Below are 17,468 nucleotides of genomic sequence, written 5' to 3' on the forward strand. Positions count from 1 at the left end.
ACATGTCATACTACTGTCGGCCATTCGAAGAGATGTTCCGTTAGTTTTTTGCTACGGCAGGGATGCTGGCGCAGATCGCCAGCATCCCTGCTTTTTTGTAATCTGCTACTTTGAGGCTTGCTTCTGGGCTACGTACTGTTCGAGGTCTTGACGCGACCATGCGCCGTTGGCAAGCATGACGTGGTAGTTGAGGACCAGGTCGTCCCCCGGCTGCAGAGGATAGTATTCATCAAACATGAATGAGCAGCTGATGCAGGCGTAGGGGTCGTTGCGCACAAACCATTTGTTGGGATAGCGGGGATTCTCCGGCTGATCTACGAACAGGATGGTTGATCGTGCCTGGTTGCCGTCGTGCTTGCCGCTCAGGGCCAGCCAGGGGGCACGTTTGCCCATGCTTTCAGGACCCTCCAGGCCGTCGGGGCCGATGATGTTGCCGTGCAGGAATGAGCGTGGTCCGCGCCAGAACAAGCCGCCATAACCGGCGTCCGGGCGGCCTTCGGTGGTTGGGGAGCCAAAGTTCAGCGGCCGCTGCGTGACGTTGGTCAGGCGAAAGGCCAGATCCAGGCTCCAGTAGCCCGCCTCGGGATTGATCTCGCTGACGACGATCTTGCGTTCCTCCTTGAACCAGGTTTCTCCCGCCTGCGTCACCCATTGGAGCTGTTCGCGGCAGCGTACCTGTCCGTCGTTGCTTACCTCCTGCCAGCCAACGTGGTCTATGTGACCATTGTTGGCAAGCTGGATATAGCCCTGCTGCTCGCGGGTATAGGTGGGGCCACCCCAGAAGTTTTCTTCTTCGATGTTGGCGATACACATAGTCAGGCCGATATGCCAGAGGTGATCATGGGGACGGAACAGGCTCAGTTCGTTGCCCGCCAGTGTGCGCAAGGGATGAAAATAGGGTCGGGGCGACTCGCGTGCTGGATTCTTCGACTTATATACGTATTTGAACAGTGTCTGTCCTTGATAGGCTACTTCGATCGCATCATTGAGCGTATGGGTCAGGGTTGTTTCCATAGAGATGTCTCCTCTTTGTTCAGGCGGCCTCTAATGCATCCTGTCGAGGCTGTACCCCGATGCCGGGATGCATCCCGAGGTGGACGGCTCCATCAAATTCGAACCTGGCTTTGTCTGGATAGAGCGTAGACTCATCCAGGAACTGGCTACCATTGAGGGCGGCTGGCCCATGATGGCCAAACGCGACCGCCAGCTGGCAGACGGCCAGTTTAGTGAGCAGACTGTCCGTCAGGCCGCTGACGAGCAGGGGAAGTCCCGCGGAAGCGGCGACGGCGATCTGCTGCAGGGAGGGCCAGATGCCTCCGCTGCGCGTGATCTTGATGACGAGATAGTCTACCAGCCCCTCGGCGGCGTAGTGGAAGAAGTCGGCGGGACTGACGCTGGCCTCGTCGATGGCCAGGGGGATAGGGCACTGCTGGCGCAGTCGCCGCATCAGCTGCAGTTGGTCTGCGGGGAATGGCTGTTCCAGCACGTTCACCCCGGCGTCGGCGAAGCCGCGCGCCAGCGCCAGCGCCTCTGGCGGCTGCAGTCCCTGATTGGCGTCCGCCCACACAAACGCCTCTGGTCCGGCGACCTGGCGGATCGTCCTGGCGATATCCCGATCGGTCTCGGAGGCCACAGCGGCCTTGAAGTTAAAGTGGCGAAAGCCTTTCTCCCGGGCCTCCATGATCTCGCGCTGTACATCCGCGACCCCGTGCGAGGTGAGCGTGTAGCTGAGCTCAACGGTGTTGCGCTGTCCGCTGCCGCCCAGATAGCTGCGCAGGGGCAGGCCAGCGTTGCGCGCGCAGAGATCGTGGACCGCCATGTCGAGGGCGGCCCGGGCGACCGGCATGCCGGTGCTGGGGCCCCGGCCAATCGCGCTCTGCATGCGCTGGTGCAGCCCCCAGCGATCCGTGATCTCCAGACCGAGAATGGCAGGACCCAGATAGTCGCGGATCGTACTGGTGACCGATGCGATAGTCTCATAGGACCATTGAGGCATGGGGCGTCCCTCGCCCCAGCCAACATTCCCCTCACTATCGGTCACTTTGACCAGAGCGATGGAGGCCGTTCCTCCGGCCGCTCCGGCGGAGCCGGACGAGAAGCGGAAAGTCTGCGTCACCGGCAGGGAGGCAGAGAAAACCTCAACCTTCTGAATCATGTTCATGGCTCGCTATACTTTCTGCTGCTGAGTGCCGCTAACATGCTCGTAGAAGGGATCGCCTGCCACGATCGAGCCCCGTTGCACGATCTGCCTGGTCGCGGCGGATTTATAGATGCTGGTGAGAAAGTCCAGCGTCGGGCGGATATCGGACGTGCTGGATATGGGTCGCTGCTGATGATCCATGCTATCCAGCAACATACTCAACTGGGCCTTGTGAGATGAGGCCTCATTGAGCTCCAACTCGTTCCAGCGCGAGGCCACGGCGGCATCTTCCTGTCCTTTAGGTTGCGTGAAGCGCCAGTTGTCATTCGTATAGCTGTAGAGCGCGGTCAGTTCCACCGTCGCTTTCTGGAAGTCGAAGCGGAAATAGGTCTCCTCGCGAGGCGACAGAACGCTATTGACGATGCTGCCCAGCACACGATTCTGGAAGCGCACCATCGCCAGCGAGACATCCTCAACCTCGATGGAGCGATCAAGCGTATCCGTGAAGGCGCTGACCTCCTGCCAGTCCCCCAGCAGCCAGAGGAAAAAATCCATGGCGTGGATGCCGTGTCCCATGGTGGGGCCACCACCCTCGGTGGACCACTTGCCACGCCAGGGCACCTCGTAATAGGCGGCATTGCGAAACCAGGTCGTCTGACAGATCCCGACCAGTGGACGCCCCAGTGCCTCTTGCTGAATCAACTGCTTGAAGTGCTGGCCTCTCGATCCAAAGCGCCACTGGAAGACGCTGCTGCAGAACTTCCCGCTCTGCTGCTCGACCTCGGCGATATGATCCAGTTCGGCCAGCGAGGTGCAGAGCGGCTTCTCGCAGAGGACGGATGCGCCGGCCTTCAACGATTGGATAATTAGCGAATAGTGGAGATTCGGTGGCGTTGCGATATGTACCAGGTCGGGATGCTCTTTTTCCAGCATCTCTGCCGCGTCGGTATAATAATGAGGGATGCCGTGTTTCTTGCTGTACTCCTCGACGCGCTCGGGAACAACATCCACCGCCGCAACCACCTCCACCCGATCCTTGAGCTCGTGAAGGGCCTTGATATGATTGCCCGCGATAGAACCGGTCCCAATAATGGCGGCACGATAACGTGACATAGAGATATTCCTCTTCCTATCTGTAAATGTGTCTGGTGTCTACTTTTATAGCATATCTGGTTGTGTATACGTGTGGGTGGGAGCATGAGCATCCCACTGGTTGAGGCATCCCCACTCGCAACGCGACCGGGGATGCCTCAATGGGTAAACGTTATTTGATAAAGCCTCCGTCCTTGAGCTGTTTATTTGCCTGTGCCTCCCAGTCAGAGACATTGAGCCCGTCCAGCCCTTTGATGAAGCTGTTCCAGCTTGCATCAGTGAGCGGCTTCTGCCCTGTGATAAACTGAACCAGGTTTTCATCGACATAGCGGTTGATATCCGCCTGGTTGGAGGCTGGTTGGATGACAAACGCGGCCGTTTGATCTTGCCAGGGGAACGATGCAAATGCATCATAGATCTTGACTGGATCGATGGTCCTGCCATTTTTCGTTTTAAAGCTATTGTACCTGGCCTTCAACTCGGCGGGTGTATTTTTATACACCAGGTTGCGGATCTGATTGATGGGAGCTGCTTCATGTGAGTAGAAGGGAACGGGCACCCCCTGTCCGGTTACATTGCCCTGAGCATCAAAGGTGTAATGAACACCTTTCTGGCCAAAGGCTGTTTCATAGTATCCCTCGCCGGTATTCGTCCACTCCAGGAATTTGGCGATCGCGGGGCCCTTTCCTTCATCCAGCGCTTTCTTGGAGACCGCGATGCGCAGGCCGACGTTGTTTGATGCTCCCAGAAATGACTGTCCATTGGGACCCTGCGGGGGCGCCAGCGGCTCCCAGTCGCCCTGGGGAAAGTTCGTATCAAAGGATTGGTAATTGGCCTGGCACTGGGCGGCGCAGAAATCTTCAGAGATGATGCCGTATTTTCCCTGCTGCTTCCAACCGGCACGGAAGTCGTTGGTGCTCAGGGTTGGCCAGGCTGGATCGATCAACTTCTCATCCGCCATCTTACGCAAGAATTGGACCACCTTCAGGTAGCCAGGATCACGCAGGCTCAGGCTGATTTTGCCCGGAGTGTTAAAGTTCCACACGCCAGGCAGGCCATACGCCCCAAAGAACGCCTGCCAGCCGCCTCCAAGGCCTGGAGAAGAGACGCCGGTGGTTGCCGCGAACCCATAGGTATCATTTTTACCATTGCCATCAGGATCATTTCTGGTAAAGGCCTCGGCGACCTTCAACAGATCGTCCAGGGTCTTAGGTTCCTTCAATCCCAGTTTGTTCAGCCAGTCCTTGCGAATCAGGAGCCCCTGGCGCTTGTTGAGAACGGTCTTCTCCTGCAATACATATTGCTTGCCATTGATGGTGGCGATCTTCTGCATCTGCGGATCGTTATAGCGATCTTTAGTACGTCCGGGCATCAGTGGCAGCAGGCTATCGACCGGAGCGATCAATCCCTGTCGTACCCACTGCAGGAAAATATTGTTGTTGGACGGCACTTGGAAGAAGTCCGGCAGATCGTTGGCAGCCGCCGCTGCATTCATTTTGGTGTCACCATCGTCGCCATAGGGCAGGAAAGTGACCTTCAGGTTAATATTCAGCTTGTCATGGACGTCCTTGATGAGGAACCAGTTCGGTGGTGGATTCCCAACTTCACCCGCCGATGGCACCGTCCATAGTGTCAGATTTGTTGGCCCATTATTACTACTACTACTGCTCGATGATGACCCGATGTTCGTTTTACAGGCGCTAATCAGTGGTACGAACAAAAGCATGAGCAGACAAAAGGATGCAAATGATTTGCCTGCTGAGAAATTACTCTTCATGAGTAGCTTTCCTCCTTAGTTATCCGTAAGGCAACAAATAGAACAATAACAAGAATGATGTGGATTACACCCGTGTAACCCACGGCAAGGATGGCAGACTTGCATGCAGCGTTCCTCCTTACTCCTTGACTGAGCCTACCAGTACTCCCTTGGTGAAGTGGCGCTGAATCCAGGGATAGACGATTAGCATGGGCACCATTGTCAGGATGACGGCGGCCATCTTGAGTGCGTCCTGCGGAGCGGTAAAGAGCGAGTTGATCTCAACATAGTCGTTGATGTTGCCCGCCATCAGGATATTGCGCAGCAGCACCGGTAGCGGCATCAAGTCGTTGTTACTCAGGTAGAGAATGGGATTGAAGAAATCATTCCACTGCGTGACCGCGTAGAAGAGGCCGATGGTGAGCAGGATCGGCTTGGAGAGAGGCAGCACGATGCGCCAGAGCACCTGGAACTCGTTGGCTCCATCCACAATGGCCGATTCACGCAGGCTGGCCGGAATGTTCTGGAAAAAGGCCCTCATCACCAGCATGTTATAAACGCTGACCGCGTTGGGGAGGATGATGGCCATGTAGGTATCGAGCAGGTTCAGATTCTTCACCAGGATATAGGTTGGAACCAGGCCCGCATTGAAGAGAAAGGTGAACAGAATCAGGGTCAGTATCAGATTGCGCCCCGGCATATCTTTAAAGATCAACCCATAGGCGGTGAGGGTTGTTAACACCATATTGATGATGATGGCCATTGTCGTCAGCACCAGGCTATTCCACAGCGCCTGCAAAAAAGAGTCCTGGCTAAATAGCTGGACATAGGCCGCGAACGACCAGTGTAAGGGAGAGAGAAACAGGTTGTACCCCGACTCCTTAGTCAACTCCAGCGGCGTAACCGAGACGACCACAGCGTACCAGATCGGTATAAACGTGATGAGGATAACGATGACCAGAAAGACGGCCAATCCCCAATCGAACGCGCTGATCCTGGCTTTCTCCCGTTTGCCCGCACCGAATTTGAAGATAGATTTTGTCTCAAGCTGGTTTTCCACGTGCACATCCTTTCTGCTTAGTAGAGACCAGTTCCCGCGAAGCGTTTCGCAACTCGGTTCGCGACAACGATGAGGCACAGACCGATCAAGCCTTTGAACAGTCCGACGGCGGTCGCCAGGCTAAACTGGGCATTTAAGATGCCCTCGCGGTAGACCCAGGTGTCAATGATGTCGCCAACGCTATAGACGGGGAGCGAATACATGGCAAAGATCTGGGTGAAGCCCGCGTCCAGGATTGATCCCAGTCGCAGCAGCGTCACCAGGACGATGACATCTTTAATGTTGGGCAGTGAAATATTGATGATGCGCTGCAGTCGTGATGCCCCATCGATGGAGGCCGCCTCATATTGAGCCGGATCGACGGCGAGCAGCGCCGCCAGATAGAGGATGGCGCCCCAGCCCGTCTCTTTCCAGATATCAGAGGAGACAACGATCGCCCGGAACCAGTTCGGATCTGTCAGGAAGCTCACAGGCTGCCCACCCATGTTGCCGATAGCCGAGTTCACCAGGCCGGTACTGGGTGAGAACAGTCCGAGCAGGATACCAAAAATCACGATCCACGACAGAAAATGCGGCAGGTACGACATCGTCTGCGTGATGCGTGCCAGGCGAGGAAAATAGCGAATCTCGCTCAGCGCCAGCGCCAGGATGATCGCGGGCGGGATGCCGAAGATTAGCTTCGCCACGCTGATCACCAGGGTATTGGTGAGCAATTGCGTAAAATAGTAGGACTTGAAGAAGACCTCAAAATTCTTGAAGCCGATCCAGGGACTGCCCTCTACACCCAGTAGCGGCTGAAAATCCTTAAATGCAATCTGAGCTTCATACAGCGGCCCATAGCGGAAAATAGCGAAGTAGAGCAGTCCCGGCAGCAACATCAGGTAAACATACCGATACCTCCACATGCGCCTGAACAGGGAATTGCTACGGCTCTTTGAGCGGGTAACGCGCACCGATGGTGCCGCCAGTGTCTTGATACCCATATTCCTCCTCGAATAATGCGCGTGATAAAAAGACGACAGCCTTATAGAAAACGTTTACCAAGAATGTATAACCCTCCCCCTTCTCGTGAAGAGAACGTTTACTAAACACGTATGGTAAAGCTTATAAGCAAAAAAGTAAATGCAACGGATGTTTAATCTTTAACAGAAAAGCTGGTTGGTTCTGGAATAGTGCCACTGGATTCGCGTACGTGCAGTTGATAGCTGAGCTTGATGTTCTGTGCCGGTAGCGTGTCGCTCGCCTGGAACTGGTCGAGCAGGATGCGTGTGGCGATATGCCCTGCCTCTTTCATGGGGTGGGCGAATGTTGTCAGCGCGGGAAACATATGCGCCGCATACGCGGGATCGCCTATCGTTACCAGCGCTATATCGTGGGGCACTCGTACTCCGTGATAGTAGAATGCTCTCAAGGCTCCTAAGGTCATGTGTTCGTTGGCGACAAAGATGGCTGTTGGTCGTTTCTGGGCCTGTTCCCAATGCTCCAACAGTTGCAGGGCAGCCTGATAGCCGCCTTCATAGCTATAGCGACCATCGCTGATCCACTCGGGGACCACCGCCAGGTTTTGTTCTTTGAGCGCCTCCAGCCAGCCCTGGTGGCGGTCCATGGCGCTTTTCCAGGGCGGAACATGGTCACGCGGGCCACTGATGGTCGCGATAGAGGTATGGCCCAGATGTATGAGATGCCTGGCTGCGAGATAGCCAGCCTCCCACTCGTTAAAATGGATCTGGTTGAAATCATAATCCTTCTCAAGAGGACGATTAATGACTACAAATGGGATGTTTTCCTCTTTCAGAGATAGCAGGTGAGCCGATTGATATTGTGTATGGGAGTACATGAACGACATAAAAATAAAGCCATCAACCTGCTGCGCCTTTAAGGTCTCAATCGCCTGCATCTCGCTCTCCAGGTCAGGTGTACTGGCCAGGATGATGTTATAGCCGAGGGGACGCAAGACCTCCTGTATGCACTCAACGATGGGCATAAACAGATTGCCAAGCACAGTAGTGACGACAACGCCCACGGTGGCTGTTCGTCGTTTGACCATGCTGCGAGCGATCTCATTCGGGCGATACTGCAATGCCTTCACCGCGGCCAGCACCCGGTCGCGCTTCGCCTCTCCGACATACTGATTGTTGCCATTGAGAACCTGCGAAACGGTACTGATCGATACCTCGGCCATCTGAGCTACGTCCCGAATGGTAACAGATTTTCGGCGCATCGTTCCATCCTCACTTTGTTACAGAGGACAAAAACGTTTTTGAAAAACGTTTTTCAAAGCATACCCGGTAAATTTGCGATTGTCAATACTGTTGTGGATATATTCACATTCGCTGTTGACAGTGTCATCTCTCCTCTTCTATCATTGTTTTCTATTGATGTGCGGCTTTCCGAGGATGCGACCTTACCTTCACAGCAGATACTGGCATATCTAGATTTTGGTGATAAGCTGGGCGTCTACGATTTCTGTAGTGATCAATATCGCCCATGGATTCGTACCTCGCGCGTGCTCGTGCGTGGTGATCGTGGCGAGATCAATAATACGCAGGTGCGCTACCTGGAAGATATCCTCACCCCTATCCAATATGAGCTGGCGCGACAGGAATCCAGTAAGATCGGCAATCTGGAGGGATATTTTCATCGCGGCTACATGGCCGGTGGCGAGTGGATCTATCGCAATCCATTTATCGATGGACGATTGAACGACGATGAGATTGCCACCGCGACCTGCCTGGATCAGATGGCCCGCTACGTAGCTGGTGGTCCGGACCTCTACAGCCTGGCGGATGCCGCCCAGGATCAATATCTGAGCTCGATGATTCACCAGTCCCTGGAAATCAACGGCCCGGTCAGGGCCAGTACCCAACCCTGGGCCATGGCCCGCTGAGTCAGGCGGTGCCGATCAGCTATATGGGCGTTTGAACGTTAGCGCGATTGCGCATGGTGCTGGCGCGAATGCATAGTTCAAAGGGGACCAGAATACGTTCTGGTTCCTGCGTGCGCGTGCCCTGGATCCTGCCGATGAGCGAGGTGACCGCCAGGCGGCTGATCTCTTCTTTATCGGGCGAGACGGTTGACAGAGGAGGGTAGGCGTACTGTCCCTCTTCAACGTTGTCGAAGCCCATCACAGCGATGTCGTCAGGAATGCTGAGTCCGGCGGCGTTGATGACCGAGAGCGCTCCCATTGCCATCAGGTCGTTGAAGCAGAAGACCGCGTCGGGCGGATTCTCCAGGGAGAGGAGATAGCGCATGGCGTTGGCGCCATCGGAACGGTGCCAGTAGCCACCGCTGATCAACAGGCTTTCGTCAACCTCTATCCCTGCCTCGCGCAGCGCCCGGCTATAGCCTTGCGTGCGCAGAGAGGGTGCCTGGCTCTGTGTCTCCTGCGAGCCGATAACGGCGATGCGCCGCTTCCCGATCGCCAGCAGATGATTGGTCGCCTGGTAAGCTGCCTGCACATTATCGATGAGCACATGGTCAAATGGGGCGCCAAACAACCGTTCTCCTACGAGCACCAGTGGTCCCTTTACCTCTTCCATCTTAATATCGTCGATAGTCAGGGCTTGCGGATCAAGGATGACCCCATCGATCAGGTGTGGGCGCAGACCTTTGATGACGCTCAATTCTTTCTCAAGCGAACCATAGGCATAATCGTTATAGCGGATCTTGCCCTCGGGCTCGGGATCGCGAGGACCATAGGTATAGTCGAGGAGCAGCGTATATTTATGCTCTTCGGCCACCCTGGTCATGATATCGCCAACTTCCGTGAAATATGGATTGCGGATGTCAGGAATGGCATAGGCCAGCACCCCGACACGGGCCTTGCGTAGTTGTCGCGCAGCGATATTGGGTTGATAGTTCAATTTTTCAATGGCCGCCAGCACCATCGCCCGTGTCTCAGGACCCACGCGGGCATAATTTCCATTGATCACGTTTGAGACAGTTTTAATTGAAACTCCCGTATAGGCTGCAATATCCTTTAAATGTACCGTCATCGCGCCGTTTTTTTCCCACACTTCCGTATTATTTGCAATACAGCAAGGAGCACTAAATGTACCCCTACAGGGATCATAACATTGAGAAATGAAACGAGTCAACGCGCTTATGACTTTTTTAGCTGAACGATTAAAATTGATCAATAAAGGGGTTGACAGGATGAGCCTGGTTTGATATTATCTATTCACGCAAGTGGTACTCTAAAAGTGCCGCCAGCAGCAAGAGATGGAGCCGTGGTGTAGTGGCCTAACATGTCTGCCTGTCACGCAGAAGACCGCGGGTTCGAATCCCGTCGGTTCCGTTTATTTTACACCTGATACACCAGAACCAATATTGGTTCTGGTGTTTTGTTTTATTATCCCGCTTGAGAATACATGAAGAAGCGCGGTATGGGCAGGCAAGCGCGCTCGCTGCCCATACCGCGCTTCTTCATGTATTCTCTTTACCAAGCGTAAGCTTCGGGGGCCTGTCCGCCGGGGCCAGGGAAGATCTCGTCGAGCTGTTTCAGGGTTTCTTCGCTCAGATGGAGGTCCAGGACACGCATGGTACCATCCAGTTGTTCGATGGTGCGGGGTCCGATGATGGGAGCCGTAACCACTGGATTGGTATGCAGCCAGGCCAAGGCGACATGGGCCGGTTCCGCGTCCAACTGGGCGCAGAGCTTCTCATATGCCTCAAGCTTAGAACGATTATTTTCGACGTTCTTTTGCATATTAGCGTCGCTGCGGCGGCCTTCGCTCGCTTTCTGCAGCGCACCTCCCAGCAGTCCACCAGAGAGCGGGCTCCAGGGGATCAAACCCAGGCCGTACTCTTTACAGACCGGGATGACTTCGAGCTCGATCATACGGGCGTTCAGATTGTAGAGACTCTGCTCCGAGACCAGTCCCATAAAGTGGCGGTTCTTCGCGATCTCATTGGCCTGGACGATGTTCCATCCGGCAAAGTTACTGCTGCCGACATAGACGACCTTCCCTTCTCGTACCAGCTGTTCCATAGCCTGCCAGATCTCTTCCCAGGGGGTCTGACGATCGATGTGGTGCATCTGGTAGAGATCGATGTGATCGGTCTGCAGGCGGCGCAGACTGGCCTCGCAGGCCTGGCGAATGTGGCGCGCCGATAGCCTGGAATTGTTGGGCCACTCGCCCATGTCTCCGTATACCTTGGTGGCCAGCACAACTTTATCACGGCGACTACCACCCTGGGCGAACCAGCGGCCCAGAATCTGTTCGGTTACACCCTCGCCCCGCTGCCGACCATAGACGTTGGCTGTATCAAAGAAATTGATGCCATGCTCAAGTGCGCGATCCATAATCTTAAAGCTATCGGCTTCGCTGGTCTGGGGACCAAAGTTCATTGTGCCCAGACAGAAGCGGCTCACTTTCAGTCCTGTGCGACCAAGATGGGTATATTCCATTGAAAACCTCATTCCTTACAAATAGACTATCGTGGACCTGGTGAAGATCATTCAGCCCGATTGCCATTTCCACTTTTTGTGATAACGAATGTATTACGATTGATATTCCCAAAAAAGATAACGTTTTCTTCAAAAATGCGGATAATTTGGCGCAAGCTGTGCAGCATCAAAAGGCCCGGGAAGCGGTTTTATCCGCCGTCCCGGGCCTTTTTTAATCGATTGGATTTTGGTGGTGATTACGCGGGCCAGACATCGACGAGATAGTGGCCGTTGCTGGTCTGTGCGTCGAGCCAGTGCTCGGCGACCTCGGTCGAGCTACCAGTTTTTTCCTGGTAGAGGGCCACGAAGGCCCGGCGTACATCGGGCGCCATGTTGCCGGCATCGCCACAGATGTAGATGATCGCACCCTGCTGGATCAGCTCCCAGACACGATCTTTGTGTTTGAGGATCTGGTCCTGGACGTACATCTTGTCGTGTCCTTCCCAACGTGAGAAGGCGCTGATCAACTCGGTGACGCCCCGTTCCTGCATGGCTTTGAACTCGTCGGCGTACAGGAAGTCGTGCTCAGGATGGCGGCAGCCAAAGAAGAGCAGCGATGCACCAACGTTTTCGCCGCGCGCTTTGAGCGCGTCCCGCTCCTGCAAGAAGCCACGGAACGGAGCCACACCGGTGCCAGGCCCTACCATAATCAAAGGCACGGTTGGATCTTCTGGCAGCATAAAGGTTGAGCGCGTATCCTGGATGAAGGCGTTGATCTGATCGCCCTCGTGCTGGCGGCTCAGGTAGTTAGAGCAGACACCCTGGTACTGGCCGTGACCCGAGCGGGCCGGGGCATCGACTACCGCCACCGTAATGCTGCAGCGCCGCTCGTCCTGCGCTGGTGAGGACGAGATCGAATAGTAGCGCGGACGCATCATCGAGAGCAGTTCCAGGTAGGCGTTGAACGGCAGTTCACAGGCCGGGAACTCTTCCAGCAGATCGATGATCGATTTGCGCTTTGCCAGTACCTCGCTCTTGTACAGGGCGACACTGGCCTCGTCCTCGCCGGAGAGGGCTAGCAGCTTCTTTTTATCCGGTGGACACTGCGTGAAGTCGACCATGGCTTTGATCTGCTTGCGCGTTGCCACATCCTGTAGCTCGACATAGTCGCGCAGCAGGCTATAGACCGAGACCGGCATCTCAACTGGCAGGTTCGATTTGCGGTTATCGCTCTTGCGTAGCAGGATATGCGTATCCATGGCGAAGTTGAAGTGGCGCATGACGCGCTCGACCGCAGCATCGCTGTTGCGTGGGATGATTCCCAGGTGGAAGCCGGTGCGATAGCTAACGCCTTCGGGTAGCGCGAACTCGATGTGGCGGGCCGAGCGACCAGCCTCAGGGCTGTACATCTCCCGGTTGACCATGACTGTAGCGGGACGAGCCCCGAAGGTCTCGATCAGTGGATGCGAGCGCATGCCGTTGATCACCTCGACCTCGTAGGCCGAGCCGACCGTGTTGACCTCTTCTGGCAGCTTCGCTTCGATGCCAAACTGTTCGAACAGGGACTGCCACAGCGGCTGATACCAGGACTCGAATTGACCATCGAAGTCCTCGCGGGCATCACCCTCGCCGCGCGCGTAGATGCGTTCAGCTCCAAACTTCTCCAGATTGGCGTCGATCAGGCGGGGAATAGCCTGGAAGGTGGCGGCCCAGTCGCGGTTGCCGCAGCCAAAGACCATATATTTCACGCCCTTCAGGCTCTCCGGCGCCAGGTCTCCGGAGCGCAGCCAGTTGCAAAACTTCTCCGCGTTATCTGGCGGCGTGCCGTTGTAGGAGGAGGTGATCACCACCACCGCGCCCTCGGTTGGCAGCTTGTTCGTATATTCATCCAGATCGGCGATGGTCGTCTTAAAGCCATAGGCATTGGCATCCTCTACCATGCGATTGGCGATATCCTCGGCCGTTCCCATGTTGGAACCGAAGAGAACCAGTAGCGGGGTATCATGTCTGGGTATCTCGGGTTTCGGGACGGTCCGGGTAGCGGCCTTTTTAGCCTGAACGCTCTCCTCGGCTTGAGGACGTACAACAATCGTGCGCTCGGCATCGGTACGCTTGCGCACCTTAATCTTGAAGTCGTCTGGCTTGATCGTCAGCGTCTCTTTGATCTTGAACTGGTAGTTGGTATGGTCGATAAAGTGGTAGCGCTGCAGCAGCATGCCCAGGACCAACGTGGCCTCCTGCATGGCGAACTGGCGGCCGATACAGGCGCGCTGCCCATTGCCAAACGGCTTGTAAGCGTCAGCCGGACGACTCTGCTCCGCCTCCGGTGAGAAGTGCTCGGGATCAAACGCATCGGGATTATCGCCCCAGATGGCGCGATCGCGGTGCAGCATCGGGATCAGAACGGCGATATCTTCGTCCTTCGTCACTTTATATTTGCCGCCGATAATCTCTTCACCGTTTAATGGATAGACCGCGAAGGCGGGCGCCGTCGGCCACAGGCGCAGCGTCTCCTGCAGGATCTGTGTTACATAGCGCAACTGATTCACCTGGTTAAAGGTGGGCCGGGCAGTCAGATCGTTGCCCAGCACGCGATCAACCTCTTCATAGGCTCTGGCCAGCACCTCTGGATGGTGCAGCAGCTCGTAGAGTGCGAAGGAGAGCAGACCGCTGGTCGTTTCGTGCCCCGCGATCAGGAAGGTAATGATCTGGTAGCGGATATTGAGGTCGTCCAACTGCTCGCCCGACTGTTTATCGGTTCCCGTGAGCATGTAGCTCAGCAGATCTTTTTTCTGCGAGACATCCTCGCCACCCTCGCGGCGCTCCTTGATGATGCGGTCCACCACGCTATTGAGGAACTCGGTATCAGTCTGGAACTGGCGGTTCTTATGGATGAGCAGCTTGTCCTCAAATGGCAGACGACCACCGCGCTCCATAGCTTCCTGCAGGGCACGCACCATGCTATTGACAAAGGGATGCATGTCCTCGCGATAGAACGAGTTAAAGCGATAGTCGAAGCCGCACAGACCGATGGTATCCAGCGTCAGACGCGTCATATCACCCGGCACATCAATCTCATCGTCCGAGTTCAGGCGGTCCCACTTGCCCACTAGCTGTTCAGCGATATCGACCATCATGGGCAGGTAGCCCTGCATGGCGCGCATGCTGAAGTTGGGCATCAGGATGTTGTGCGCCTTGTGCCAGTTGTTTTCCTGTGTCCAGGAGGTAAAGAGGCCATCGCCAGCGAACGAGCGCACGTTCTGCAGGGGTGCCCATACCTTCTTATCAAAGCGTGTCTCATCCGCGAGCTCTTTGACCAGCTCATAGCCGGAGACAATGATCAGGGAACGTCCGGGCATATTGAGTTGATAGATGGGGCCATACTCGCGGGCCAGCTTCATCATATCCTGGACGCGGCGCCCCGACTGCAGATCGAACAGATTCCCAAGGAATAATTTTTCTTTTGGATGCGGTATAGTATTTGTTTCAAGTACTTTATGCGTGGTCATGCGAAAGAAACCCTCCGCCTTTTGTAAAAAAAGGACTTTATTATAATCGACGTGATCTTCAGGCAGCGCAACGCCTGCTGGAGAGGGCCAGATATGCTCATTCAGATCGGCTCTCAACTCTCCAACTGGCTATGGTGCTGTATCGGGTGGCAGGAGATGCTCATTGAAGAGAGCGGCTGGCAGGCCATGGGCGAGCAGATGTAAAACGCTTTCCGCCATCTCATCAGGTCCTGGATCATCCTGTTCAAACCACCAGATAATACCCTGGGCGATCACCCCTGTTACCAGGCGGGCCAGCAGGAAAACATCATATCCCTGCAGTTGACCCGTTTCTGTCACGCGCTCAAACGCCCGTGTCAGGCCCTGCGCGATCGTATCCTCCACGCGAATGGTGCGTGAGACCTGCGCGCCACTGGTCAGGGCGATGCTAAAAAGGTCGCGTTCGGCATAGGCGTGCCGGAAGATAGAGCGCACAATAACCGGAAGCGTCGCCGCTTCAGAGCTGCGCACCTCGCTGATAACCTGCTCTTCCAGGATCTGAAGGACTTCGTCGATCAGGGTATTGAATATTTCATCTTTATCTCTGAAATGGAGATAAAAAGTGCCAACGCCGACATCGGCGGCCTCGGTAATATCGAGGATACTGGTGTCGTGGAACCCTTTTTTGGCGAAGACGCGCCGTGCGGCTGCTAGCAGCTCGGCACGGGTCCTTGCTCTTCTTTTTGCGCCTCGATGTTGCCGGGCGTTGGAATCACCTTTTGAACTGTAATTCATAACTGAATTATAATTCAGTTTACTTTGCATGTCAAGGGTTGTAGACAGTAAAAAAGGATGTGGCGGAACGCGCTCAGAGCGCGTTCCGCCACATCCTTTTTTACTGGCAGGTGCTATTCAGGGTTTGTGTATGGCCTGTGGGGCGTTATGGATGGGACCCCAGTTGACCCATTCCAGTCCTTCATAGAGCTCATCGCCCCAGACCTTCCAGGAGTGGCCGCCGGGCTCCCTTACAAATGTATACTTGATGCCCAGCTTCTTGAGTGTCGCGGCAAACTTGAGGGCTCCGGGATAGTAGAGTTTATCTTCGGTCGCATCGCCCAGGAATATCTGTAGCGTCTTCGCCTGAGGGGTTCGCACAATTTGAATGATGGGGCTGTTGTACTGGCGATAGGTGATACTATGGCCCCAGATCGGTCCTGTGGCATTGTAATAGCCGCCTAGAGCGATGACCGAATGGAAGACATCGGGATGGTGGATCGCGATATTCATGGCTCCAAAGCCGCCCATTGAGAGACCGCCAATGGCGCGGTGTGCCGCGTCTGGAATGGTGCGGTAGTGCTGGTCAACGTATTTGACCAGTTCCTTGGACACAAAGTCTTCAAGTGGTTGCTTATTGTTGCCACTGTTGCCCCACTCGCTGGTCGTTCCTGGGGCGCCATTGCCATCTGGCATAACCATGATTAGTTCTGGAATCTTTTTCGTATCGATCAACGCATCGGCCGACTCGGCTGCTCGGCCCGCAAGCACCCAATCCGTCACTTTTCCTGGCGATCCATGCAAGAGGTACGCCGTGGGATAACGTTTATTTTTCCCCGCGGGGGTGTTGTAGGTTGGAGGAAGATAGATCTCAAAGAGCCGGCGAGTCTTCATCAAGATGCTCTGCATCTCGACCACTTTGGTCGTGCCAAACGATGGCACATTGGCGGCGATGGAGTTCAGTTTGGGAGCACCATGAATATCCGCTTCCGGCGAGATGATGAACAGGTTGCCCGACTGGCTGGCCAGGAAAAAGAGTCCCAGCATGACGATGATCGCTACCCAGCGTTCGAGGTGCCATTGATACAGACGCGCCTGGAGATGCATCGCGGCAGTATCACGGGCGGCGATATCCCGCAGGGTAAAGCGTTGCCAGAGCGCGCGAATCACCTGATATGGTTGATAGAGCAATATCTCATAGAGAGCCGAGCCAACCGCGGCACCAATAAGCGCGCTCAGAATGGCCAGAGCCACCATAATGAAACAGGTATTATAGAGAACATTGGTCTGTAATGGTTCAATATGCCCGCCCGCATCGGTGACGGGGACAAGCTCAGTCTGTATAAATGCAACCAGATAACCCAGGACAAAAACGATGCTCGCTCCTACCATACCACCAGATTTTCGATGTGTGAACAGTGCTCCGGTCAGAGCAGAGCCCGCGGTGAGCATAAGGGCGGTGATGAGCTGTGAGCGCATCGAATCCAGGCCAGTCGAGGTGATCGCTGCTGAAAGCCCATCGAATACACCGTGCCCGAAGAGAAAAATCCCACTTATCAATGAAAGAAGGAAAGAGACAAAGAACCAGAGGATCGGTATGTACCGCCTGGTTCTGTTGTAATTGAACATAGAGGGTTGTTTCTGTTTCATTGCCATTTAGTTTTCTATAAAAGCTCCTGCTTGGGGAGCTTTGAGCGTTTTTTACCCTCGGCTACGTGATGTAATCTACTTGTCCGAGTGAAGAATTTGTGCCATTGTAATCTTCCATC

At 55.0% G+C, this 17,468-nt stretch carries 13 protein-coding genes and 1 tRNA gene; 2 read left to right on the forward strand and 12 right to left on the reverse strand.

The genetic code is table 11. The features are described 5' to 3' along the window. Nucleotides 1–105 precede the first annotated feature (105 nt). The 7 genes from KTT_RS16150 to KTT_RS16180 form a co-directional block, all read right to left on the reverse strand. Nucleotides 106–1,014: a DUF6807 domain-containing protein gene (locus KTT_RS16150; RefSeq protein ID WP_126596970.1), complete on the reverse strand. Its 909-nt coding sequence runs from the start codon at nt 1,012–1,014 to the stop codon at nt 106–108. 19 nt (nt 1,015–1,033) lie between these two features. Continuing rightward, on the reverse strand, nt 1,034–2,161 hold the full coding sequence (locus tag KTT_RS16155; RefSeq protein ID WP_126596971.1) for a mandelate racemase/muconate lactonizing enzyme family protein: 1,128 nt from the start codon (nt 2,159–2,161) through the stop codon (nt 1,034–1,036). A gap of 6 nt (nt 2,162–2,167) precedes the next feature. Further along, entirely contained in the window at nt 2,168–3,253 is a 1,086-nt protein-coding gene (locus tag KTT_RS16160) for a Gfo/Idh/MocA family protein (protein ID WP_126596972.1), read from the reverse strand. A gap of 151 nt (nt 3,254–3,404) precedes the next feature. Further along, nucleotides 3,405–5,009 carry an extracellular solute-binding protein gene (locus KTT_RS16165; RefSeq protein WP_126596973.1) on the reverse strand — a complete coding sequence of 535 codons (1,605 nt, stop codon included), beginning with the start codon at nt 5,007–5,009 and terminating at the stop codon, nt 3,405–3,407. A 118-nt stretch (nt 5,010–5,127) separates the two neighbouring features. After that, nucleotides 5,128–6,048, reverse strand: a complete 921-nt coding sequence (locus tag KTT_RS16170) for a carbohydrate ABC transporter permease (RefSeq protein WP_218030902.1) — start codon at nt 6,046–6,048, stop codon at nt 5,128–5,130. Nucleotides 6,049–6,065: 17 nt separating this feature from the next. Then, the gene (locus tag KTT_RS16175; RefSeq protein ID WP_162854193.1) at nt 6,066–7,031 is read right to left on the reverse strand and encodes an ABC transporter permease; all 966 of its coding nucleotides are present in this window, start codon (nt 7,029–7,031) and stop codon (nt 6,066–6,068) included. Between the two features lie 152 nt (nt 7,032–7,183). Then, nucleotides 7,184–8,269, reverse strand: coding sequence for a LacI family DNA-binding transcriptional regulator (locus tag KTT_RS16180; protein WP_126596974.1), 1,086 nt, complete (start codon nt 8,267–8,269; stop codon nt 7,184–7,186). 39 nt (nt 8,270–8,308) lie between these two features. On the opposite strand from KTT_RS16180, the gene KTT_RS16185 reads away from it, so the two are divergent. After that, nucleotides 8,309–8,935, forward strand: a complete 627-nt coding sequence (locus tag KTT_RS16185; RefSeq protein WP_126596975.1) for a hypothetical protein — start codon at nt 8,309–8,311, stop codon at nt 8,933–8,935. Between the two features lie 19 nt (nt 8,936–8,954). On the opposite strand, the gene KTT_RS16190 is transcribed toward KTT_RS16185, so the two are convergent. Further along, the gene (locus tag KTT_RS16190; RefSeq protein WP_126596976.1) at nt 8,955–10,043 is read right to left on the reverse strand and encodes a LacI family DNA-binding transcriptional regulator; all 1,089 of its coding nucleotides are present in this window, start codon (nt 10,041–10,043) and stop codon (nt 8,955–8,957) included. A gap of 228 nt (nt 10,044–10,271) precedes the next feature. Between KTT_RS16190 and KTT_RS16195 the strand changes: the two genes are divergently transcribed. Next, nucleotides 10,272–10,345 (forward strand) — tRNA-Asp (locus KTT_RS16195). 141 nt (nt 10,346–10,486) lie between these two features. On the opposite strand, the gene KTT_RS16200 is transcribed toward KTT_RS16195, so the two are convergent. From KTT_RS16200 to KTT_RS16215, 4 genes are all read right to left on the reverse strand, one after another. Further along, nucleotides 10,487–11,458, reverse strand: coding sequence for an aldo/keto reductase (locus tag KTT_RS16200; protein ID WP_126596977.1), 972 nt, complete (start codon nt 11,456–11,458; stop codon nt 10,487–10,489). Nucleotides 11,459–11,694: 236 nt separating this feature from the next. Then, entirely contained in the window at nt 11,695–14,946 is a 3,252-nt protein-coding gene (locus KTT_RS16205) for a bifunctional cytochrome P450/NADPH--P450 reductase (RefSeq protein WP_126596978.1), read from the reverse strand. Between the two features lie 129 nt (nt 14,947–15,075). Next, entirely contained in the window at nt 15,076–15,720 is a 645-nt protein-coding gene (locus tag KTT_RS16210) for a TetR/AcrR family transcriptional regulator (RefSeq protein WP_160145912.1), read from the reverse strand. 117 nt (nt 15,721–15,837) lie between these two features. Further along, entirely contained in the window at nt 15,838–17,349 is a 1,512-nt protein-coding gene (locus tag KTT_RS16215) for an alpha/beta hydrolase (protein WP_160145913.1), read from the reverse strand. Nucleotides 17,350–17,468: the final 119 nt, after the last annotated feature.

Origin of the sequence: Dictyobacter aurantiacus (assembly GCF_003967515.1) — a bacterium.
GTDB lineage: Bacteria > Chloroflexota > Ktedonobacteria > Ktedonobacterales > Ktedonobacteraceae > Dictyobacter > Dictyobacter aurantiacus.